Below are 23,162 nucleotides of genomic sequence, written 5' to 3'. Positions count from 1 at the left end.
TTTTCGTATTAATTGTATCCTATAACTGTGATGAATGAGAATATAGAAAATAGCGATTGGACAAAGGACGCTCCTGCCCTGGCAGCCATGCAAAAGCGCAACCCTTTCACCGTTCCAAATGGATATTTTGATAGTGTGGATGAACACGTGGCATCTGCCATTTTTGTAAGCGGACTGAATAGAAAAATGAACAATGGTGGTTTTGAAGTTCCGAATGACTATTTTGTTAATCTATCGGAACGTATTGAAACTAATATTCTTCTGGAAACCCTTTCAAAATCAGAAAGTACTTTCGCTGTTCCTGTAAATTACTTTGATACTTTACAAGATAAAATTACAAGCAAAATTACAGCTGAACAACCTAAAAATGTTGCTAAAATTATTCCACTATGGAGAAGAAACATTGTTAAATATGCCAGTGCAGCTTGTTTTCTTTTGATTGCATCTTTTGGTGCCTATTTTTATCAAAACAGTTCAAGTACAATTCCCGTAATGCAAACACAAACGGAAGAATTGGCAAACGAACAGCTTCTTTATGATATTGATGAAAGTACTATCATAGAGCATTTAGAAACACAAAATACTACTACATCAAATAATAATTCTGCGTCAGATACAGAAATGGAAAACTACCTTTTGAGTAATTTCTCTTCGAGTGATTTATCTCATGAGTTAAACAATTTATAAAAACCTGATGATTAACGATTATAGTATTCATCTTGTCTTTACATCCTGGAAAATTAACTAAAATGAAAAATTTACTTTTTGCTTCATTAATATTTTTATTGCCTACCACACTATTGGCACAAAGACCTAAAAATGAGGAAATAGAATCTTTAAAAATTGCATTCTTTACCCAAAAATTAGCTCTTTCTCCCGAAGAGGCTAAGATTTTCTGGCCGATTTATAATGATATGCAAAGTGAGCAAAATGCCTTACGCAAAGAGCGCATGCAGAAAATGATTTCTTATAGAAAAACCACTGAAATTGATAACCTTACTGATGCGCAAGTACAAAGTTTAATCACCAGTGAATTTGATTTCAAACAACGGGACCTGAATCTGGATAAAAAATATTACAGTAGATTGAAATCAAAGTTACCCATAAAAGTGGTTGGAAAGTTTTACAGAGCTCAGGAAGGATTTAAACGCGAATTGCTGAATAAATTCAGGGGTGGAAAAAGGGATTAGGGAAACAATTGTTCTTTAGATAAATTATCTAAAATTGATAAGAAAGACCAAATCCTGTAAATCCGGATAACCGGCTAATTACATCAACTGAAAACATGTTATTACCAGACGAAATCTCTACAATTTCTGGATTATTCATATTCAAAACATTTATACCTTCTACCCAGTATTTAAATTTAGAACCTTCTTTGTTGTAAACGAATTTAAAGCCCAGATCGTAGAAATTTCTACTTGAGCCAGTGGCTTTAAATATCTCGTAAGTGTTATAAATATAATATCTTAATTTTTGATTAATCCGCCCGTTAATATTCAGTAATGGGCAAGTCTCAAATTCAACTGCATAATTAAATTGATTTATTTGTTTAATCTTTTAAAAGTTGAGTGTTCTGTTGTAAATGCGTAATTTGGAATAAAAATGCAAGTAAATACATTTTACGTTGTTAGCTAATTACCTGAAGCGTCACCTATGCCTTCTTCAAATTCATTAACTTTTTCGTTTAAGATTTTATTATACTTTTCCTTGTTAACCTTTTCACCTTTAGAAGGTTTGTTAATCGTTAACCTGGATTTATTTGTTAGCACTTTTACAGCATGGTAAGTTTTTTTCTCGCCCACTAATTCAATAATCAGCCCTGGCAACCCGTAATAATCTTTTGGCCCATCCTGAATAGATACCTCCGGTGTATACCAGGCAATAATATTTTCACCATTTATTTTTGCGGTGGCTTTTTTCACTTTATAGGTACCGATGGTTTTTCCTTCATCGGTAATGGTCCAGGCATATTTTGATAGCTGATCAGCTACCAGGAATTTTTTTCCTAAAATATCTGCTTCATGAAGGTATTCATTTGTTTTTTGATTTTTATAAAGGCCTCCGTTGTTCTTTCCAATCTCAACCTTTTTAGCCTGATCATTTTCTTTTAAACCAAGCTCTTCATTTTTATCTGATACGGGTTCGGCAATGTAAAGTGATACCCCGTTATCGTAGTATAATAAATAATTGGTTGGCTTTGATAAATGTGCCGAAACTCTTTTTATAGTTTCCGGATCTGTTACATTTTTTAATTGGTTTTCTATGTTAGCCCTTTCCTCATAACGAATAGTTAGAGATTGAGCATTGGCATTAAAACCGATCATTACTGCTATTACGTAAAAGTAGTTCTTCATAAAAAGGAAATAAAAATAACAAAGAGTATTTTGATGATTCTCTGCACTATTGGTTTCTGAGGTTAATTCGTAATTAAATCTTCACCAAAGCCAGCGAAAGAATATTTAATATGTTTCGTATTTAGAAGTCTAATCATTAATTTAAGACTCATTATGAAAATCTAAATTAAAAACTTCGTAATAAGTAACCAAGCAAAAAGTATGAAAAACAATCGAGGCGGCTTCAACAACCATTTAAGCATTTAAATACTTCTAACATAGCTTATACGTAATAGTTTAGAAGCGGTATGTGCCAGCTAGCATTAAAGTTAATGGTCGAATCCAATAGCTATTCATAGATGCTTTTAAACCATCAAAATCATTAATTATCAATCTTCGTTGATTGGAAATATTAATCAGCTGTAAGCCAATATCAGTTTTGGTTTTAGATAAAGTGTAATTTATTTTGGCATCGACTAAAAGAAATGAGTTTTTACTATTTGTGGTTTGTTGATGCATGTGACTTAATTCTCCCTGAACATAAAAATTTTCCTTTAAATTCACAGTGGTCTTAAAAGTGGTATTCATCCATGTATTTCTTCCCAGGGGAAAATTATCAGTTGTAACATTTTTAGTTAATGAATTTAAATAACTCATATTTAATTCTGTGTTAAAATACCAGATTGGTTTAAATAATACTGTTCCACTAATATTGTGAGATACATTTTTCAATTTATTTACAACATTATTCTGAAGCTGATTGTAATTTGATAGAGTGGAATTGAGATTAATTTTTACTGTGGTTTTTAGTGGAAAGATATATTTGCTAAAGGATAGGAGAAACAGTGCTCTTTTGATATTGTTATCAAATAGTTGTTGTTGTTTTTCAATGAACCCAAGTCTAAAACTGTTATTGATGATCACTGGTGAATAATTATTGCTTAAGAAAACACCTAAATTTAAAAAGGTTACTTTTATTGTATTTCTATATCCATAAGCCAGGGATATAGAATTTGAACTACCAAAATTTAATTGCTGATCATTCCTCGATAGATAACGATAATTGTTAAATATGATTCCTGGAAGTAAATCCTGCGTTGCCGTAATATTTCTATCTCTCCTGGCTGTAATAGACATTTTCGAATAAGTTCCCATCTCATAATTTAATTTTGCTTGAGGTTCAAAAATAAACTTATTGAGAGATGAGTCTATTCTCGATTTAAAGTCTCTATATTGAATATGTTGAGATGAGAGCGGTAGGTTTAGTGAAAAATTAATCTTCCTGCTTTTATAATTTTCTACAAGTGCCATTGAAATTTTGTGATTATACCATTTGAAATCATTTCGAAAATCATCTGGAGCATTCAACCTTTCATCATCATTTAAAGACAGTTCTAACGCACTGTTAGTATTGTTAGTTTCCAGTAAATGTTCTACTTTAAAACCTATAGTATTTCTTCCATATACTTTTGAAATAGATAAGGATGTATTACTCGAAAAGGTTGTTTGCAAAGCGAATTGCTCAAGGCCCTTATAAGGAATATTATTATTAACCAATGATGGATAAAGACCAGAATTAATGTACAAATTTTCTGGTTGTCTATTATATTGTATTATAGATTTACCTTCATAAAGCAGACGTTTTTCATTTTCTTTTATTAAAGAAAATGAATTTGTAATTTTATAGCTTTTAGAATTCAGATTCTGGTTTAGACTATATTGTTCTGTTTCAAGGGCAGAAAAATCTTTATTAAGCAGTGTTTCAAAACTAAGTTGATTTTGAATGTATGCACTTTTCGAATTAGCAAGATAATTTGACGAAAAGAATAAATTACTTTTATTTTGTTTAGCTTGCTGGTTTTCAAACTGTGTAATTGTGGTATTTGGCAGATAAAAATTGTTGATATTTTGGGCATCATTATTCACCTGACCTTTTAATAAGTATAAATTAAACCTGATACTTTCTGTTTTATTAAGAGGAAGGAGATTATTTATTGCAATAAGACTGGTCTTGTTGTTAATATAATACTTTGATGGTATAAGCGGATCTGGCAGACTGGTAAATTCGAGCAAGGGTTCTGATGCATCCTTTGATGGCATCTGCGTTGAATTATTTATATTTTGAGTTAGGACCTCGTTTTTTAAAGTATTACCTAAGTTATTAAAACCAAAACTATTAATTGCCTTCAACTTACTCTTGAATGTTAATAAATTGGCCCTAACATCAGCTCTTAAGAGCGGCAGACCAAAAGAGGCATTTCCTGAGCCAAATAATTTCAGTTTGGCGCTTTCTTTTAACTTTATATTTAATGCACCGTTATCACTAAAAACCTTGTCCTCCAATACTTTCATTGGCTGATGATTTTCTAAAACCTGAACCGTTTCTACAGCATCATTTGGAATGCTGGTTGTTGCTAATACATATTTTTCTCCAAGTAAATCGTCGCCATCAATATAGAGTTTATTGATAGGCTTGCCATTATAACTGATATTGCCAGTAGCACTGACGGTGATGCCAGGCAGGTTTTTAATCACATCTCCAATCGTTCTATCTTGGAGGTTACTGAACTGCTTAACATTATAATTTAATGTATCTCCCTTCTGTATAATCAGATTTTGCGCTTTTACTTTAATTTCATTCAGGCTATAATTTCCTGCTGTTAAATGAAAATTATACGTGATGCCATTGGGACTAAGCTCTTTTTCTGCAACATTAAAACCAACATGACTAACCCTAATTACATGTGGGCTTGATGAAGGCATATCAAGTTCGAAATTGCCATTTTTGTCCGTATAACTAAAACTTTTAATCGCCTTCGTTTCCTTATCAATCAAAGAAACTGTTACATTTTGCAAATTATTACTGTTGGCATCTTTAACATTTCCTTTTACCTTTGTTTGACCTTTAGTGGTAAGTACATTTGTTAATAGAAGTAGAAATAGTAATCTAAAGCCAAACTTCATGTACTAGTTGTCTTTCAATTCTATTGGATTGGATTGTTTTTTAGGTTTAAAATTACCTCCACTGCTGCCTGGAGATATTTTTAACCCGGAACCGGCCTCTGCAGCTGATGCGTTGATGAATGCAACAGGATCATTTTTCGCAGCATCCAGCATCATGAAATAATCCTTTTTATTAGTTTTAATAGCGTTTTGTGGTGGAGAAATTATAGAATTTGAATCTGATTGTTTACTAATGGCAGATAACTGAAAAAAAACCTCTTTTTTATTATCGTAAGCCTCTATAATCAAACCAGGAAGGCCACATAATTTCCAAGGGGCTCCGCTTATTGGCAAATCTGTTGTAAACCAGGCATTATAAATACGCCCTTTAAATTCACCAACGGCCTTTGTACATTTTAAGTTTTCAAAGTCTTTAACTTCATTCATAATTTTCCAATTGATGAGCGGGAAAGCATCTTCATAAAAGTATCGTTTGATCAGGCTTTCGCTAACGATCATTTGCCTTTGATTTTTATCAATATAGATTTCTGTAGCGGTTGTTTTCTGCCCGGCAGTGTTAATCACTGTGCCTCCGCCAGATTCAATTTGCTTTATTCTGATTGAATCTTTTATCTCCTTATCCCGGCTTATATACTTATTTAAATCCTTCCCAACATATAGCACCATATTTTCAGTCCTAAAAAAGTCTTTCTGCAAGGTGTCAGGCATGTGTTTGAACGTATAATAAACAGATGCAATTATTTTATCTGTTTTTTGTCCAAAAGCTGTTAGGGCACTTAGCAGGAAAAGGATAGTAATTTTATTTTTCATAAGTTTCTCTATTTAACCACTACTAACTGGCGCTGGCCAGTTAGTAGTGGTTGATTTATTAACAAAGCGACTCTAGAAAGTCACCTACATCATTTAAAAAGGTTCCACATTCCGTTACACTTAAAGAGCCACAACTCGCTGTCCCAGTCCAGGTGCCACATGAAGTTTCAAAAGTAATGGGAAATCTTTTTAAAGTAATTACATCCTGCTGTACTTTACTATTTAATTCATTAACGTTAGTAATACTTGGTGCAAGCTTACTTTTCTCAACATTTCCATCACTTGATTCATTTGCAAATGCACCGATACTAACGAAAGACATCACCGCAATAAATAATAATTTTTTCATCTTTTAATGATTTAAAGGTTTAATATTTAATTAATTACCTCAAAACTCATCGATAAAAATCCAAAATAAAAATTTTAGCACCAGTAACCAAGCAAACGGAACGAACAACAAACGAGGCTGCCCGAACGACGTTTATTTATGCTTTGCGGAAACTGGTATTTTGCAAAACATAAGTTAAAATATTATATTGTGACTAATTAAACTGACATGTTCAAAATTAACCTCTCAAATAAAAATAAATATGTACACCTGCCTAGCCATTGATGATGAATTTTCTGCCTTAGAAGTATTAACCAGCTATATTGCTGAACAAGCCAATCTCAAACTTATTAAAGCTTATAGCAGTCCAATAGTGGCCCTATCAGAAATAATTAAGCGGACTAAACCTGTAGATATCATCTTTTTAGATATTGAAATGCCTGGCCTCAATGGATTAGAATTGGCAGAACTCATTAAACATCAAACCAAAAAACTGGTCTTTACAACTGCTCACGCTAATTTTGCCATTAACTCTTATGAGCTCAATGCTGATGATTTTTTATTAAAACCGATATCACAATCCAAATTTGAACAAGCTACCTTAAAGCTGTTTGCCAGCAATGAAATAATACCGAGGCCGGAAAATGATTTTATGCTGATTAAAAGCAGGGGACAACGAAATCAATTAATTAAGCTTAAAATAGCAGATACGATAGCGATAGAGGCTCAAGAAAAGGGCACTAAAATTTACACTAAGAGTGAAGTTACACTCTCCAATTGTAGTTTGTCTGAAATGGCTATTCATTTATCAAATGAGAAAGGATTTTCGAAAATTCATCGCTCTTTTATCATTGCTGAAAACCAAATAAAGATATTAGAACGTGCTCATGTGGTGTTGCATAACAACCTTAAAATTTCCATCGGCAGAAAATATGCAGATTTTTATCATAAGATGACTAATAAAAATTAGATTCATTGCCTTTTCACGTATTTTTGTGCCATGCTTACCCAACGTCAGTTATTTTTACAACACAACGCACAGACTTCTCCAGAACCGCTAATGCTTGAATTTATAAGGGCAAAAGGTGTATACATTTACGATTCATCAGATAAAAAACATTTAGATCTGATTGCAGGTATCGGCGTGAGTAATGTTGGCCATTGTCATCCTGCGGTGGTTAAGGCTATCCAAGACCAGGCAGAAACTTACATGCACTTAATGGTTTATGGCGAATATGTGCAAACGCCACAGGTAAACTTTGCAAAAGCACTGGCTGATATTTTACCAGAAACGTTAAGCTGTACCTACTTCTTAAATTCAGGAACTGAAGCGGTAGAAGGTGCGATGAAACTGGCCAAACGTTATACTGGCAGAAAAGGCTTTATCGCTTGCAAAAATGCTTATCACGGCAGTACTCAAGGTGCAGAAAGTTTAATGGAAAGTGATTTCTATTCTTCTGGCTATGGTCCGTTTTTACCTCACGTTAGTTTTATTCAACATAATAAGCTAGCTGATCTGGAAAGAATAACTCAAGAAATTGCAGCAGTTTTTATTGAGCCTATCCAAGGCGAGGCAGGAATACGGGTGGCTGATCTGGAATATATGCAGGCTTTACGCTCGAAATGCGATGAAACCGGAACGCTTCTGATTTTCGATGAAATACAATCTGGTTTCGGTAGGAGTGGGAAAATGTTCGCCTTTGAACATTATAATATAGTGCCTGATGTGTTGCTCCTGGCAAAAGGAATTGGCGGGGGAATGCCCATTGGAGCTTTTATTAGTTCACTTGAAATTATGTCGGTTTTATCACACACACCTATTTTAGGGCACATGACAACCTTTGGTGGCCACCCGGTTTGTTGTGCCGCAGGTTTAGCTACGCTCAGAACGTTGGTAGATCAGCACATTGTAGATGATGTGGAAGAAAAAGGACAATTATTTAAATCACTTTTGAAACACCCTGCCATCAAAGAAATTAGAGGTAAAGGACTAATGCTTGCTGTAGAGTTTGAAAGCTTCGAGATTAATAAAAATATTATTGATGCTTGTATCCTCGATGGTGTACTGTCTGACTGGTTTTTACACTGCAGCAATTCTATGCGCATCGCTCCTCCCCTTATCATTACAAAAAACGAAATTGAAGAAGCTTGTACAATCATCTTGAAAAATATTAACTTAGTTGTTGAAGGGAAGCGGAAAGTGGAAAGCTAAAAAAAGACTAAAGCTGAAAGACTAAAGCTGAAAGCTTAAAGCTAAAAGCTAAAAGACTAAAGCGGAAAGCAGAAAGACTAAAGCAGAAAGCAGAAAGACTAAAGCTAAAAGCTAAAGGACTAAAGCGGAAAGCTTAAAGGCTAAAGACTAAAAGCCGAAACGGGATGAAACACCAAAATAATATTTACACAGGCAGTCTTGATACCTGACACCAAATACTTTAAACTAAAATGAACGTTTTAATAGTTGAAGATGAAAAAAGCCTGGCGCTTGAAATGGATGAATTTCTAAGCAAGGAAGGATTTATAGTAGAACATGCCTGGAAAAAATCATCTGCTGAAGAAAAGATTTTTGTAAATAACTACGATTTCATTTTACTTGACTTAGGCTTGCCGGATGGAGATGGTTTTGAAGTTTTAAAACAGCTGAAGGCGATTAAAGACCGTGATGATGCAGTTATCATTTTAACTGCGAGAAGTGCCGTAGACGACCGTATTAAAGGTTTGGATGAAGGTGCGGATGATTATTTACCAAAGCCATTCTCCCTAAATGAGCTTCTCGCCCGTATGCATGCCATTACCAGGAGGAAGCACAAACTCGAAAAAAACGAAGTTAACATTCACGAATTTCTGCTGAACATTCAAAATAGAACAGTTTCTTTTGGTGAAGAACGCCTGAACCTGACTAAAAAAGAATTTGAAATCTTCAATTACCTGGTGCTAAATAAAAACCGCGTGGTTTCCAGAATGAGTCTTACAGAACACGTTTGGGGAGACATTTTGGAGGTAAACTCAGATTCTAACTTTGTGGATGTTCATGTTAAAAACCTACGTAAAAAATTGGCCGCCACCGCTCCAATTGACTGGTTTGAAACCGTTAGAAGTATTGGCTACAGGATTAACTGCTAAGGTTAAGAGGTTGAAGAATCGGTTAGAGGTTAGAAGTTTAGCATACCAAGAGCAAAATAACAGTTTACAATTATCAGTTATCAGTTCTAAAACAGTTATCAGTTCTCAGTTTACAATTCTAACCCATCTAAACCATAATAACCCCCTAACCAATTTACAATTATCAGTTATTAGTTCTAAACCCCTAACCAGTTTGCAATTATCAGTTATCAGTTCTAAACCCCTAACCCATACTAACCCCTAACCAGTTATCAGTTCTCAGTTTACAATTCTAACCCATCTAACCTATACTAACCCCCTAACCAGTTTACAATTATCAGTTATCAGTTCTAACCCATACTACCCCCTAACCAATTTACAATGATCAGTTATAAAACCCCTAACCCACACTAACCCCCTAACCTCTTAAATGAAACTCCAGCTTAAGTTTTCCTTATACAATGCGGTTACTAAAATTGCAATTATCTTGCTTTTAGGTGCGGCTATTTTGTTTTCCTTGGAAAAACTGGCTTATAATCAACTGGATAACCGCCTGATTAAAAAAAAGAACAAGATTATAAAAAACCTCACCAATAGTGAAATCGATAGCTTGCTCAACAAACAGGAATCTTTTACGGATTACAACATTTTGAAGGAAGAATTTATCGTGTTAACTGATATTCCCGATAATCAAAAAGATTCTACCGCAGTTGTTTATACTGAAAGAAGAGAAATTGAAGGTGATATTGAGGTTTATCGGATTCTAAACTATAAATTTTCTTACCACACCAACTGGTATAATCTCGAGATAGGTGAAACGATGACCACCTTACAATCAATCAAGAATTCCATTCGCTTTTATATGCTTGTCGTACTGGTAATTGCACTTTTGATCACATTGGTGGCAGATTATGCCTTCTCTAATTTTCTGCTGAAACCCTTCTACCTGATCATTGATAAAAAAATTAATAAAGTTGATGACCCACTTCATTACAACTATCAAAATATCCCCACTTCTACAGATGATTTTAATATTCTGGATAATAGTGTAAATACGCTAATGCGAAAAATAAATACACTTTTTGCACTTGAAAAACAGTTTATCGCCAATGTTTCTCATGAACTGCTCACCCCTATTTCCATTCTTAGTACCCGTTTTGAAAACATGTTAAACACGCCGGAAATTCCAGTGGAACATGAAAATAAAATTTATGCTTCTATTAAAACGTTGAATCGTTTAAAGGTGATTATCAAAAGCTTGCTTCTCATTTCTAAGGTAGAAAACAATCAGTACCTCAAAACGGAAGAGATTGATCTTCGGCAAGAACTAACAGATATCTATGAAGACCTAGAGGATAGAATTTCGGACAAAAGCATCAATTATCAAATAGACTTGCGTAATGATTACCAATTTATTGGCAATAAAGCATTGATGCACACGCTGCTGATGAACGTGATTAACAATGCTATCAAGTACAATCGCGAAGGCGGATCAATTACGATCAAAGGCCAAATGAAAGAGCAAAAGTATTCGCTGGTGATTACCGATACGGGATTAGGCATGAGTAAAGCGCTCCTAGAAAATGCTTTTGATCGCTTCAAACGTGGAAACACGGAAGAAAACGGCTTTGGCTTGGGATTAGCCATTGTTCAAAGTATTGCCAGCTTCCATAAAATAGAAATTGAAATTACTTCTGTTGAAGAGGAAGGGACGAGTGTTTCACTAATCTTTTAAATAAAAAATCTCCCTGACCTAAAAAATCGCTCCCTTTCCACAAATTTGTATCTTTGTAAACAGATGCCAATGCAACCGTTTTTTAAAAAAATACTTTTAATTATATCCTTCTTTTTGCTGCTAATCAGTGTCAAAAGCGGTGCCCAAGATATTGTACGGATCTTGGATTCTGTTCCTCAGCATATTTTTACTTTTAAAGAAATAGAGGTCCTGGAAGATCCGGCTGATCAATTTTCTTTCGAGCAAATTAATAGTAAAGCTTTTGAGCATGCTTTTAAGGCAAGTACATCAAGCACTCCTCAAACTAAAAAACTACATAAAACGTATTGGTTTCGGATCAAAATCAAACATAATCAAAATGCAGAAAAACCATTTCTGCTCGAATTTTTTGATCAAACCATAGATCACATTACCGCCTACATTCCACAGGAAAATCAAACTTATCATACAGAATCGCTTGGTGATGTAAATGCTTTTAATAAAAGGCTAATTAATCACAAAAACTTTGAGATTCCACTCAAAAATAACGGGAATGAAGTTAAAACCTATTATTTTAAGATTAAATCATCTCAGATTTCTGATATCATCATTGTGTTGCGTACAGCCGAATGGTTCATTTCTTATGCCTTAGACGAATATTTCTATTTTGGAATATTTTACGGAATGATCATGGTTTTTAGCTTTTATAACCTGATCATGTTTATCGCCATCAGGCAGAAACAATACCTATATTATGTGTTGTACAACCTCTGTGTTGGTTTTTTTGAAATGAGTACAGACGGCATTGCTTACCAATACCTTTGGCCAAATGCTCCCGGCTGGAATCAGGTCGCTTATGCATTTGCGTTATGTGCCACCAGTATCTTCGCTTTACTTTTTACCAGAGAACTGCTTTTGGTAAAGGTTAAAGCACCAACAATAAACAAGTTAATTATTGGCGTAATCATCTTTAGAATAATCTTCTTTATTTACTGCTATTGGTTTGATCAAACCTTATTCAGCTTTAAATTTATTGAAGCTATCCCGCTTGCGGTAGCATTTTTTACAGGAATTTATATTTACAAAAATGGCTATAAACCTGCCCGTTTCTTTGTTCTTGGGTATAGTTTCCTTTTTACAGGCTTCATGCTTAAATTTTTAATTATGCTGGGCATTAGCTGGCTTAACTTTGGTATAATTAGTTATTACAGTCTTAGCTTTTGTTTTATTATGGAAATGGTTTTCTTATCCTTTGCCATTGGCGATAAGGTGAGGATTTTAAAACTCAATAAGGATAAAGCGCAACAAAAAATCATCCGCCAGATGGCTGTTAATGCCAAATTGAAAGACACGGTAAACCGTGAACTGGAAAGTAAAGTGCAAGAACGGACACGAGATGTTTTTCATAAATCTTTGATCATTGAGAGCAAAAATCAGGCGCTGGAAGAAGCCAATATCTTGTTGCAAAAACAGGCGGAGGAAATTTCGAGGATGAACGTGTTGCTGGAACATGATAATGAAGAACTGCAAACTAATGTTGAGAAAGTAACGCGTGACCGGGTGATGAACACTGAAGTTGATTTTGATGAATTTAGCAAAATCTATCCTGATAAGGAATCTTGTTATGCATTTTTAGCTGCGCTTAAATGGAAAAATGGATACCATTGCAGAAAATGCAGCAATGATCATTACTTTAATGGACATATCTTAAATAGCCGCCGCTGTAGCAAATGTGGCTATGAAGAATCGGTAACAACCTTTACTATTTTCCACAACACACGAATTCCGATTAATAAGGCATTTTACATGATTTTCCTGATCTATTCATCTAAAGGAAAAATCTCCTCGCATAAACTTTCAGAACTGCTTTCTATCAGACAAAGCACTTGCTGGACATTCGGATCTCGAATTAAAAAGGTAATGGAAGACCGTAAAAAAACAATCAAAAAAAGTGGCAGAAATGGTTGGAGCCTGCTCGTAATCGAATAATCAGTCATTTTAATTAGTCACATTTTTGTTAGTTATCTCATCAGGTATCAATAATTTAATCGGTATTCAACCGTATCAAAATCATCCTGAACCCCTATCCCATTTCCTTTGTTAACAGCTGATAATCAGGTCTGAATGTGTTGATTTAATAGCGGTATTAAAGCGTATCAAAATAATTATAACACACTAATTATCAATACTTTAATTAAAATTTATCGTTCAGAAAACTTGCTTTTAACATTAAATGAGTATTAACTTTACTTCATATAATATTAACAAAGCAAAAATTATGAGAAAAAAATTTACATTGCTTATGGTATTTTTCTTTTGCGCTGTCTCAATTAGTATGGCGCAAAACATTACTGTAACGGGGCAGGTAAAAGATCAAAAAGGATTACCGCTTCCCGGGGTTTCAGTAAAGGTGAAAGGTACTAACCAGGGCGCATCTACCGCAGACAATGGAACGTTTACCATTTCAGCACCAAGTAATTCTATTTTAGAATTTTCTTTTATCGGCTACAAAACGATAGAGGAAACGCTGAATAACCGTTCCTCGGTTAACATCACTATGTCTGATGACAATCAACAACTTAACGAGGTGGTAGTAATTGGTTATGGTACTACGACGAAAAAGGATTTAACTACATCAGTTGTTTCAGTATCATCGAAAGACCTGGAAAATCAGCCTATCACAAATCCTTTGCAGGCTATTCAGGGTCGTGCGGCAGGTGTTCAGGTGAGTGCTCAATCTGGTAAACCAGGGGCAGGAATATCCATCAGTATCAGGGGGAATACTTCAATTACGGCCTCTAACAGTCCCTTGTATGTAATTGATGGGGTAACCTCCCGGGATGCGAGCTTTATAAATGCGAATGACATTGAATCGATGACCATTTTGAAAGATGCATCTGCAGCTGCGATCTACGGTTCGAGCGGAGCAAATGGTGTGGTATTGATCACCACTAAAAAAGGAAGTGCCGGAAAGCTTAAAGTTGCCTTTAATGCTTTTACTGGTTTTTCCAATTTCTGGCAAAAACAAGAAGTACTTAACAACGATCAGTACATCGGTTTAATGAGAGAATTGGGCTATACTACTTTTGGCGGCAATAACAATACCGACTGGCAAAAAGAAACTTTCGGTACCGGAACGCAAAACCAATATCAGGCTTCTATTTCCGGTGGTGTAAAAGGTGGTCAGTATTACTTTTCTACAGGTTATCAGCAAGACAAAGGTGTTGTATCACCAGCAAAGTTAGATCGTTTAACCGCAAACTTTAACGGATCGCAGAACATTACGCCCTGGTTAAAATTAACCGGAAACGCAGTCCTGACATCTAGCAATTCTATTGATGTTGGCGATAATAGCAGTGTATCTCGCGGTGGTGTTATTTTAGGTGCATTAACTACGCCTCCAACTATTGGTATTTTTGAACCGAATGGTCAATACACCACCATTCCAAATGCTGGTGGCTGGGATAATCCATTGGCACTGGCATTCGGATCAAATAACAAAACCCGTAATTTCAGGTTTATTGGTGCTTTCGGTGCACAGGTAAACTTTACGAAGGATTTGTTCTTTAAATCAACCATTAGCACTAATTCGAACAAGAACTTTTACAGGTACTACACTGATAATTTCTTAACCACATATGGTCGCCAGGAAAGAGGTGTTTACAGGGATAATACCACAAATGATCATGTTTGGTTGAACGAAAACATCTTAAACTATACCAAAAACGTAGGTAAAAATGCTTTCACTGCAACAGGTGGTTATACTATTCAATCATCAGATTATCAATATAAAAATAACGAATTAACGCGTTTCTATGATGTAGCCGGAAATCCAACTGCACCATCAGTTGCGTTAACCATTCCTCAACGGGCACAATGGAGCAAACAATCTTACCTTGCCCGGATCACTTATGCCTACGACAGTAAGTATTTATTCAGTTCAAACTTCAGGGCTGATGGATCATCCAGATTTGCGAAAGAAAACCGCTTCGGTTACTTCCCGTCATTTTCTGCAGGTTGGAGAATTTCTGGTGAGAACTTTATGAAAGACAGCAAAACGATCAATGATTTAAAACTTCGTGGTAGCTGGGGTAAAGTGGGTAACGATGAAGGAATTGGAGATTATGCATACTTAAAACTTTATAATGTTAATGCACAGGGTGAATACAATCTTCAAAACCCAGCTAACGATAACCTTTCGTGGGAAAAAACCACCCAAACCAATATCGGTTTAGATTTATCAATGTTTAACAGCCGCATTACTTTCACAGCGGATGCTTATTTGAAGAAAACTAATGACCTGTTAATCAACGTTCAGTTGCCTCCTTCATCAGGTTTTGGAAGTCAGGCTTACAATGTTGGTTCAATGGAGAACAAAGGTTTAGAGTTTGTTTTATCGACCAAAAATTACGATCGTGAAAAATTCAAATGGACTACTGACTTGAACTTCTCTATTAACCGCAATAAAGTTACCGATTTAGGTGCAACTACCCAATCACTTAACTTTGCTGGTATCTATGAGCGTGATGATGCCGTGCGTGTGGTAGCAGGCAAACCACTTGGAAGTTTTTATGGTTATGTGTACACAGGTGTGAACCCAGCTAATGGAGCAGCACAATATGCAGATACGAACGGAAACGGTGTTACGGGTTCTGCCGACCCTGGCGACAGAACTTTTATCGGTTCGGCACAACCAAAATTCATCTATGGTATTACCAATAATTTAACTTATGGCAACTGGGGATTGAATTTCTTCTTCCAGGGGGTTCAAGGTAGCGAATTGTTTAATGCTTCGAGAATTGATATTGAAGGGATGTTTGATTCGAAAAATCAATCTGCTGCTGTGTTGGATAGATGGACTACGCCAGGACAGATCACCAATATTCCAAAAGCCTTAAGAAGCAGTTCTGAAAACTCACTTACTTCGAGCCGTTTCGTTGAAAATGCCTCTTACCTGAGGTTAAAAACAACTACACTTTCTTACAGCTTCGGTCAATCAGTATTAGAAAAACTGAAAATGAGCAAGCTTACCATTTTTGCTACAGGGTATAACCTGTTAACCTTTACTAAATATTCAGGTTTAGACCCTGAGGTTAACGTAAACAATGCAAATGGACCATCAATGGGTGTAGATTATGGTACTTATCCACAATCCAGAAGTTTATTATTTGGAATTAATGTTGGATTTTAATAATTAAGAAAATGAAACTAAAAATATATTCATTAGTAGCAGCCGCAGCATTAACCATCACGTTACAAAGCGGTTGCAAAAAAGATTTCCTGGAAAAACAGCCTTTTAACCAGGTTACAGCAGATGTAGCATTTACTACAGCTGCCGGTGCCGAAAAGTTAATGGCTGGTGCTTATGGCGGCATGTATAACGATTATCACATTTGGGATTACATGGTTAACGGCGATGTGATGGCAGATAATGCCTACGCCGGAGGTGATAATCCTGCAAACATCCAGATAGATTTATTCACGACCAACTCCACTAACGGAAATGTGGGTCGCGATTGGAGTGGGCTCTATTCCAATATCAAAAATGCAAACGAAGTTTTAGAGAATGTTCCGAACATTCAGGATCCGGCTTTAGATGCTAGTGGCAGAAGAAATCAGATTTTAGGTGAAGCCTCGACTTTGAGAGCCTACTTTTACTTCCACCTGGTGAGGTTGTATGGTGGCGTTCCATTGGTGTTAAAATCACCTACTTCTTTAGAAGAAATGCAGAAATCTCGGTCTTCTGTCGAAGAAGTTTATTCACAGATTATTAAAGATCTTGAATTTGCCTTACCAAATGTGCGTGCTACAGCAGCAAATAAAGGCATCATTACCAAAGGTATTGTAAATGCCTTGTTAGCGAAAGTATATGCTTCGAAGCCTAATCCTGATTGGAACAAGGTACAACAATATGCAGATGCCACTATTAATGGTGGTTACAGCTTGATTGCTTCTTTTGATCAGTTATTTGATGGTGCACATAAAAATAACAGCGAATCGATCTGGGAAATGCAATACGATGGTTGGGGTGGCCCGAATGGTCGTGGTAACTGGATGACAGGAGTAATTGTAGGAACTGGCTGGAAACGTTTTTGTACCCCAACAAACGATCTGATTGCCGCATTTGATGCTGAGGGCGATGCCATACGCAAAAACTCAAGCGTAAGCTTTAAAAATGTAAGTAATGAAGGATGGTCTGATGATTATTGGTCTAAAGTGAATTATCCTTTCATAAACAAATACCGCAATGATGATTTAGCAAACTCATATATTCTTCGCTTAGCTGATATTAAATTGTTAAAAGCGGAAGCATTAAATGAATTAAGTACTTCAGGTTGGTCTGCTGCAGCTCCGGTGGTGAATGAGATTCGCCGTCGGGTAAATCTTGGTGTTACTACAGCGAATGATCAGACCACAATGCGTTTGGCAATTGAAAAAGAACGCCGTTTGGAGCTGGCATTTGAAGGTCATCGTTGGTTCGATTTATTAAGAACAAACCGTGCCATACCAGTAATGAATGCGCAAAAAAATGGCAATGGTGCCAATCTAAATTACAATATTACGCCCGCGAAATTACTGTTCCCAATTCCGCAAGCGGAGTTAGACAGAAATCCAAATATCCGCTAAAATGAGGTTGCAATAAATTGTGGGTTGCTAAATAATTTAAAAGGCCCACAACTTTTTAATACACCTTTCTAAAACACGCTGTCTTGAGTATCTCAAGCCAGTATTTTACAAAAATCGAAAATCAATGAAGTGTTAATAACTGATTGATTTTCGATTTAAATCTAATACCTATGAAATTTATTTATCATCTATGTCTGGTTACTAGTGTCCTTTTTACAGCCTGTGGTTCGAAAAAGCAACTAGGCATAAAATCTAAAAATGACAATTTAGCTCAGTCTGCCACACAAAGTGAGGTAGAGTTCTGGCTCACCAAAGGCGACCAGTCGCAACTGTTAAAAAAGCAAAATACCACGCTAAATTTTTCAGCCACTACCAATTCAAATCCTACTATAGAAGTAGATCCATCGACAAAATTTCAGTCTATTGATGGCTTTGGCTACACCTTAACCGGTGGAAGTGCATCTCTAATTAATGCTTTGCCTGCAGCTGAAAAAGATAAGTTACTGAATGAGCTTTTTGCGAATCAGGAAAACGCTATTCGTGTAAACTATATTAGAATAAGCATTGGTGGTTCTGATCTCAGTGCCACACCTTTTACTTATCTTGACTTGCCAAGTGGACAAACTGATGAAACACTGGCGAAATTTTCTATAGAAAAAGAGCAGGCTGATTTAATCCCTGTACTTAAAAAAATCATCGCCATTAATCCTTCTATAAAAATCCTTGGCTCACCGTGGACGGCTCCAACCTGGATGAAAACCAACAATAATTTTATTGGCGGAAGTTTGAAGCCAGAATACTATCAAACTTATTCCAAGTACCTGGTGAAGTACATTCAGGCCATGAAAGCAGAAGGGATTGTAATTGACGCTATTACACCCCAAAATGAACCATTGCATCCGGGCAATAATCCGAGTATGTATATGTCGGCTATAGATCAGGCAAATTTCATTAAAACGGCTTTAGGCCCTGTGTTTAAAAGTAGCGGCGTAAAAACGAAAATTATCATTTACGATCATAATGCAGATAAACCCGAATATCCAATCACAATTCTAAACGATCCGGAAGCCAGAAAATATGTAGATGGTTCTGCTTTTCACTTATACGCCGGTCCGATTTCGGCACTTACAAAAGTACATGAAGCACACCCGGATAAAAATGTTTACTTCACCGAACAATGGGTGGGCGGGCCCAGCAATTTCGCCGAAGATTTGAAATGGCATGTATCCACTTTAATTATTGGTGCAACCAGAAACTGGAGCAAAAATGTTTTAGAATGGAATTTAGCAGCAGATGCGAACTACAATCCGCACACCGATAAAGGTGGGTGTACATCATGCCTGGGTGCAATTACCATATCACCGGCAGTTAGCCGCAATGTGGCCTACTATATAATCGGTCATGCCTCGAAATTTGTTCCAGCGGGTTCCGTAAGAATTGCATCAAACTTGCCGGAAAACCTGCAAAATGTGGCCTTCCAAACTCCTGAGGGCAAACAGGTGCTGATTGTTTGCAATAACAATAATGCTGAAACCACTTTCAATATTAAATACAATGGAAAGATCGTAACCACAAGCTTGGATAAAGGTGCTGTAGCCACTTATGTTTGGTAAAATCTTAGTTTAATTGTCAGGTCTGGCCCCGCAACTGCGGGGCTTTTCCATTTGTGGCTTTTAACCATAAAAAAACCGAACCTGTAGAAAAGTTTTCTGGCAGGCGCTTTGCAGCTGAAAACAAAAATCACACTATGAAAAATATTATTCCCGGGTTCGCCATCTTACTATCCACATTGGCAGCATGCCAAGGCACCAGTACAAAAACCACTTCATCCGATGCTGAGGTTGGCAAAACGCAGTTGAGCATGAAGCAATGCTTTCAACACATTGCTCAAAAAGATTCTGCTTTTTTAAGTTTAGATACCAAAAACAACCAGGTTAGTGGACAGCTAAGTTACAGGCTATATGAAAAAGATAAAAATAACGGAACGGTAGCAGGAGTTGTTAAAGGTGATACGATTATTGCAGATTACACTTTCCAATCAGAAGGAATGACCTCTACCCGCCAAGTGGTGTGGCTTAAAAAGAATGGGCAACTATTAGAAGCTACCGGCGATATCGAAGAAGTAAACGGAAAAATGAAGTTTAAAAATCTCTCCAAGCTTAGTTTTGGCAAATCGATGATTTTCGAAGAAACGACTTGCAAATAACATTAAATTATTGGAGTATTGAGAAGCTTAAATATTCTCGAATCTTTCCCAGAAGCCATCCACAGGCAGTTTGGCGAAAATATTTACAGGTTCTTTCTTTACCGGATGCAGAAATTGAAGTCTCCTGGCATGTAAGCAAATGCTTCCTTTTCTGCTTCCGCGAGGATAGCCGTATTTGTTATCGCCCACGATTGGACAGCCCATAGAAGAAAGCTGAACCCTGATTTGATGCGAGCGGCCAGTAAGCGGATCAACTTCGATCAAATAATATTCACCTACTTTAGCTAATAACCTGTAAGACAATTCTGCACGCTGAGATCCCTGAACTTCTGTTTTATAATAGGTAACTACATTTTTCTGAGGGTTCTTAATTAACCAGTGAATTAAAGTTCCGGATTCAACCTCAGGCTTATTTTTAACCACGGCCCAATAGGTCTTCTTCACCTCGCGGTTCTTAAAAGCGGCATTCATTCGCTCTAAAGCTTTACTGGTTTTGGCAAATAGAATCACGCCGCTCACCGGCCGATCCAAACGATGTACTACACCCAAAAATGCACCATTCGGCTTATTATATTTATTGGCGATATATTTTTTTACCTGCTCATCCAAAGGTTCGTCGCCGGTTTCATCAACCTGCACAATATCCCCTGCCCTTTTATTAATGGCAATTAAATGGTTATCTTCAAAAAGTATGTCTTTATCCGTAATGGGCATAGGGTTATGGGTTTAGTTGGATTAGAAGATTAGCGAGTTAATAGCTTCTGACTAAAGACTCAGGACTGGAAACTCCAAACTCACAACTCCAAACTTAATACTGTTCTTTTTCGCTGGGAAAATCATTGCTTTTTACATCACGGATATAAGATTGTGCTGCACCTAAAATATCATCGTATAAATTAATGTATTGACGTAAAAACCTAGGTTTAAAACCTTTGGTTAGGCCAATCATATCATTCACTACTAAAACCTGACCATCGCAACCATTACCGGCACCAATGCCAATTGTTGGAATATGCAGACTTTCAGTAACTTCTGTTCCTAATTTAGCCGGAATTTTTTCCAATACAATGGCGAAACAGCCAGCGGCTTGCAAGGCTAGAACATCAGTTTTAAGCTTATTTGCTTCCTCCTCTTCCTTCGCACGAACCGTGTAGGTTCCAAATTTATAAATAGATTGTGGCGTTAAACCCAGGTGCCCCATTACAGGTATACCAGCTGTAATAATACGTTGAATAGATTCGATAATTTCTTCACCACCTTCTAATTTTACCCCATGCGCACCAGATTCTTTCATAATCCTGATGGCAGAATTCAGTGCTTCTTTAGAATTTCCCTGATAAGAACCGAAAGGTAAATCGACCACCACAAAAGCACGTTTAACTGCCCTGATTACGGATGCAGCATGGTAAATCATCTGATCTAAGGTAATTGGCAAAGTAGTTTCATGGCCAGCCATCACATTAGAAGCTGAATCGCCAACGAGTAAAACATCCAATCCGGCATCATCTAAAATAGTTGCCATGGAATAATCGTAAGCCGTTAACATGGATATTTTTTCACCACGTTGTTTCATCTCTTGCAAAATGTGTGTGGTTATTCTTTTAATTTCTTTATGTACCGACATGGGTTTTATTTTGTTGCCCAAAAGTATTGTTTTTTCTTTAATTAAGCCGAAAGACTACAGGTAAAAGGCTAAAGCATTTTAGTCAAAATCAATTTTAATCAAATCAAGCCCTGTGCCTATCAGCTTCAGTAATTTCTGCTCCTACCTTAAACCTTATTTTACTTTTTTCTTTAGATTTCAATTCATAAACCCTATCTTTGTACCCCGAAATGGAAGGGATTTATTCATCTTTTTTTGCACTCCGCAAAAACAGCTTAATTGCTGAGAGAAACCCTTTTTTCAAGTCTTTTTCAACTCAAAATCCATATTGTAATTACCATGACTAACTACACCAAGTTACCTGCGATTTTATTACTGGCCGATGGCACTGTTTTTCACGGCAAAGCGGCCGGAAAAATCGGCACCACTACTGGCGAAATTTGTTTTAATACCGGGATGACAGGTTACCAGGAAATCTTTACCGACCCAAGTTATTTCGGACAGATCATGGTTACAACCAATTCGCATATTGGTAATTATGGCATCCAGAAAGAAGAAATCGAATCTGATTCGATTAAAATTGCCGGTCTGGTTTGTAAAAATTATAACATTGTTTACAGCCGTAAGCAAGCTACAGAATCTATTCAGGATTATTTCCAGAATGATAACCTGGTTGCCATTTCTGATATTGATACCCGTGCTTTAGTGCGCCACATTAGAGATAAGGGTGCCATGAACGCCATTATTTCTTCAGAAATTACAGACCTTGATGAGTTGAAACAAAAGCTTTCTGAAGTTCCATCAATGGAAGGGTTAGAGCTTTCTTCTAAAGTGAGTACCACCGAACCTTATTTCTTCGGGAACCCTGATGCTAATCTAAAGGTTGCAGCATTAGATTTGGGCATAAAGAAAAATATCTTACGCAGCTTTGAAAACCGCGATATTTACGTAAAAGTTTTCCCGGCAAAAACAAAGTTTGCGGAAATGGAAGAGTTTAGTCCGGATGGTTATTTTATTTCAAACGGCCCTGGTGATCCATCGGTAATGCCATATGCTGTAGAAACCATTAAGGAGATTATGGAAGAAGATAAACCACTGTTTGGGATTTGCTTAGGTCACCAGTTATTAGCAGAAGCAAATGGCATCGGTACCATGAAAATGTTTAACGGTCACCGCGGCTTAAATCATCCGGTAAAAAACATCATTAAAAACCATTGTGAAGTAACTTCGCAAAACCACGGTTTTGGCGTTGTTCCGGATGAGGTTAGAAACTCTGATAAAGTGGAAATCACCCACATTAACCTGAACGATAAATCTATAGAAGGCATCCGTGTGAAAGGTAAAAAAGCATTTTCTGTTCAATATCACCCTGAATCTTCTCCAGGCCCACATGATTCCCGTTATTTATTTGATGATTTCGTTGATGTAATGACAGGCAAACTGGCTTGGTAGTTGGTTGCGGGTTATAGGTCTAT

The 23,162-nt window shown here is 36.4% G+C and carries 18 protein-coding genes; 12 read left to right on the top strand and 6 right to left on the bottom strand.

The features are described from left to right. Positions 1–30 precede the first annotated feature (30 nt). Both SOM16_RS14735 and SOM16_RS14730 read left to right on the top strand, forming a co-directional pair. Positions 31–687 carry a hypothetical protein gene (locus tag SOM16_RS14735; RefSeq protein ID WP_320464758.1) on the top strand — a complete coding sequence of 219 codons (657 nt, stop codon included), beginning with the start codon at positions 31–33 and terminating at the stop codon, positions 685–687. Between the two features lie 62 nt (positions 688–749). Next, positions 750–1,190 (top strand): hypothetical protein, encoded by a 441-nt coding sequence (locus SOM16_RS14730; RefSeq protein WP_320464757.1) that lies wholly within the window; start codon positions 750–752, stop codon positions 1,188–1,190. A 444-nt stretch (positions 1,191–1,634) separates the two neighbouring features. Here SOM16_RS14730 and SOM16_RS14725 read toward each other — a convergent pair whose 3' ends face one another. The 4 genes from SOM16_RS14725 to SOM16_RS14710 all read right to left on the bottom strand — a co-directional run bounded on the left by SOM16_RS14725 (position 1,635) and on the right by SOM16_RS14710 (position 6,459). After that, entirely contained in the window at positions 1,635–2,357 is a 723-nt protein-coding gene (locus SOM16_RS14725) for a GLPGLI family protein (protein ID WP_320464756.1), read from the bottom strand. A gap of 276 nt (positions 2,358–2,633) precedes the next feature. Continuing rightward, positions 2,634–5,300, bottom strand: a complete 2,667-nt coding sequence (locus SOM16_RS14720) for a carboxypeptidase-like regulatory domain-containing protein (protein WP_320464755.1) — start codon at positions 5,298–5,300, stop codon at positions 2,634–2,636. Positions 5,301–5,303: 3 nt separating this feature from the next. Continuing rightward, a complete protein-coding gene (locus tag SOM16_RS14715) occupies positions 5,304–6,110 on the bottom strand; it encodes a GLPGLI family protein (protein WP_320464754.1) in 807 nt (268 codons plus the stop codon). Positions 6,111–6,168: 58 nt separating this feature from the next. Next, positions 6,169–6,459, bottom strand: coding sequence for a hypothetical protein (locus SOM16_RS14710; protein ID WP_320464753.1), 291 nt, complete (start codon positions 6,457–6,459; stop codon positions 6,169–6,171). A gap of 241 nt (positions 6,460–6,700) precedes the next feature. Between SOM16_RS14710 and SOM16_RS14705 the strand changes: the two genes are divergently transcribed. From SOM16_RS14705 to SOM16_RS14665, 9 genes are all read left to right on the top strand, one after another. Next, positions 6,701–7,408 carry a LytTR family DNA-binding domain-containing protein gene (locus SOM16_RS14705; protein ID WP_320464752.1) on the top strand — a complete coding sequence of 236 codons (708 nt, stop codon included), beginning with the start codon at positions 6,701–6,703 and terminating at the stop codon, positions 7,406–7,408. Positions 7,409–7,438: 30 nt separating this feature from the next. Beyond that, positions 7,439–8,650 (top strand): aspartate aminotransferase family protein, encoded by a 1,212-nt coding sequence (locus SOM16_RS14700; RefSeq protein WP_320464751.1) that lies wholly within the window; start codon positions 7,439–7,441, stop codon positions 8,648–8,650. A gap of 230 nt (positions 8,651–8,880) precedes the next feature. After that, positions 8,881–9,558 carry a response regulator transcription factor gene (locus SOM16_RS14695; RefSeq protein ID WP_320464750.1) on the top strand — a complete coding sequence of 226 codons (678 nt, stop codon included), beginning with the start codon at positions 8,881–8,883 and terminating at the stop codon, positions 9,556–9,558. 409 nt (positions 9,559–9,967) lie between these two features. Then, positions 9,968–11,272, top strand: coding sequence for a HAMP domain-containing sensor histidine kinase (locus tag SOM16_RS14690; protein WP_320464749.1), 1,305 nt, complete (start codon positions 9,968–9,970; stop codon positions 11,270–11,272). Positions 11,273–11,341: 69 nt separating this feature from the next. Beyond that, positions 11,342–13,240 (top strand): 7TM diverse intracellular signaling domain-containing protein, encoded by a 1,899-nt coding sequence (locus SOM16_RS14685; RefSeq protein WP_320464748.1) that lies wholly within the window; start codon positions 11,342–11,344, stop codon positions 13,238–13,240. A 289-nt stretch (positions 13,241–13,529) separates the two neighbouring features. After that, positions 13,530–16,442 (top strand): TonB-dependent receptor, encoded by a 2,913-nt coding sequence (locus tag SOM16_RS14680; RefSeq protein ID WP_320464747.1) that lies wholly within the window; start codon positions 13,530–13,532, stop codon positions 16,440–16,442. A gap of 11 nt (positions 16,443–16,453) precedes the next feature. After that, positions 16,454–17,878: a RagB/SusD family nutrient uptake outer membrane protein gene (locus SOM16_RS14675; RefSeq protein WP_320464746.1), complete on the top strand. Its 1,425-nt coding sequence runs from the start codon at positions 16,454–16,456 to the stop codon at positions 17,876–17,878. 170 nt (positions 17,879–18,048) lie between these two features. Next, positions 18,049–19,491: a glycoside hydrolase family 30 protein gene (locus tag SOM16_RS14670; RefSeq protein ID WP_320464745.1), complete on the top strand. Its 1,443-nt coding sequence runs from the start codon at positions 18,049–18,051 to the stop codon at positions 19,489–19,491. Positions 19,492–19,625: 134 nt separating this feature from the next. Beyond that, positions 19,626–20,084 (top strand): hypothetical protein, encoded by a 459-nt coding sequence (locus SOM16_RS14665; RefSeq protein WP_320464744.1) that lies wholly within the window; start codon positions 19,626–19,628, stop codon positions 20,082–20,084. Between the two features lie 27 nt (positions 20,085–20,111). Here the strand turns inward: SOM16_RS14665 and SOM16_RS14660 are convergent, their stop codons facing one another. Both SOM16_RS14660 and panB read right to left on the bottom strand, forming a co-directional pair. Further along, positions 20,112–20,798 carry an RluA family pseudouridine synthase gene (locus tag SOM16_RS14660; RefSeq protein WP_320464743.1) on the bottom strand — a complete coding sequence of 229 codons (687 nt, stop codon included), beginning with the start codon at positions 20,796–20,798 and terminating at the stop codon, positions 20,112–20,114. A gap of 94 nt (positions 20,799–20,892) precedes the next feature. Continuing rightward, positions 20,893–21,708, bottom strand: coding sequence for a 3-methyl-2-oxobutanoate hydroxymethyltransferase (gene panB, locus SOM16_RS14655; protein ID WP_320464742.1), 816 nt, complete (start codon positions 21,706–21,708; stop codon positions 20,893–20,895). A 318-nt stretch (positions 21,709–22,026) separates the two neighbouring features. On the opposite strand from panB, the gene carA reads away from it, so the two are divergent. Further along, on the top strand, positions 22,027–23,139 hold the full coding sequence (gene carA / locus SOM16_RS14650) for a glutamine-hydrolyzing carbamoyl-phosphate synthase small subunit (protein WP_320464741.1): 1,113 nt from the start codon (positions 22,027–22,029) through the stop codon (positions 23,137–23,139). The last annotated feature ends 23 nt before the right edge of the window (positions 23,140–23,162 follow it).

The sequence above is a fragment of the Pedobacter sp. CFBP9032 genome, assembly GCF_034045265.1.
Lineage (GTDB): Bacteria > Bacteroidota > Bacteroidia > Sphingobacteriales > Sphingobacteriaceae > Pedobacter.
The sequence above is the reverse complement of the archived record's forward strand: the minus strand, read 5'-3'. Positions and strand labels throughout refer to the sequence as shown.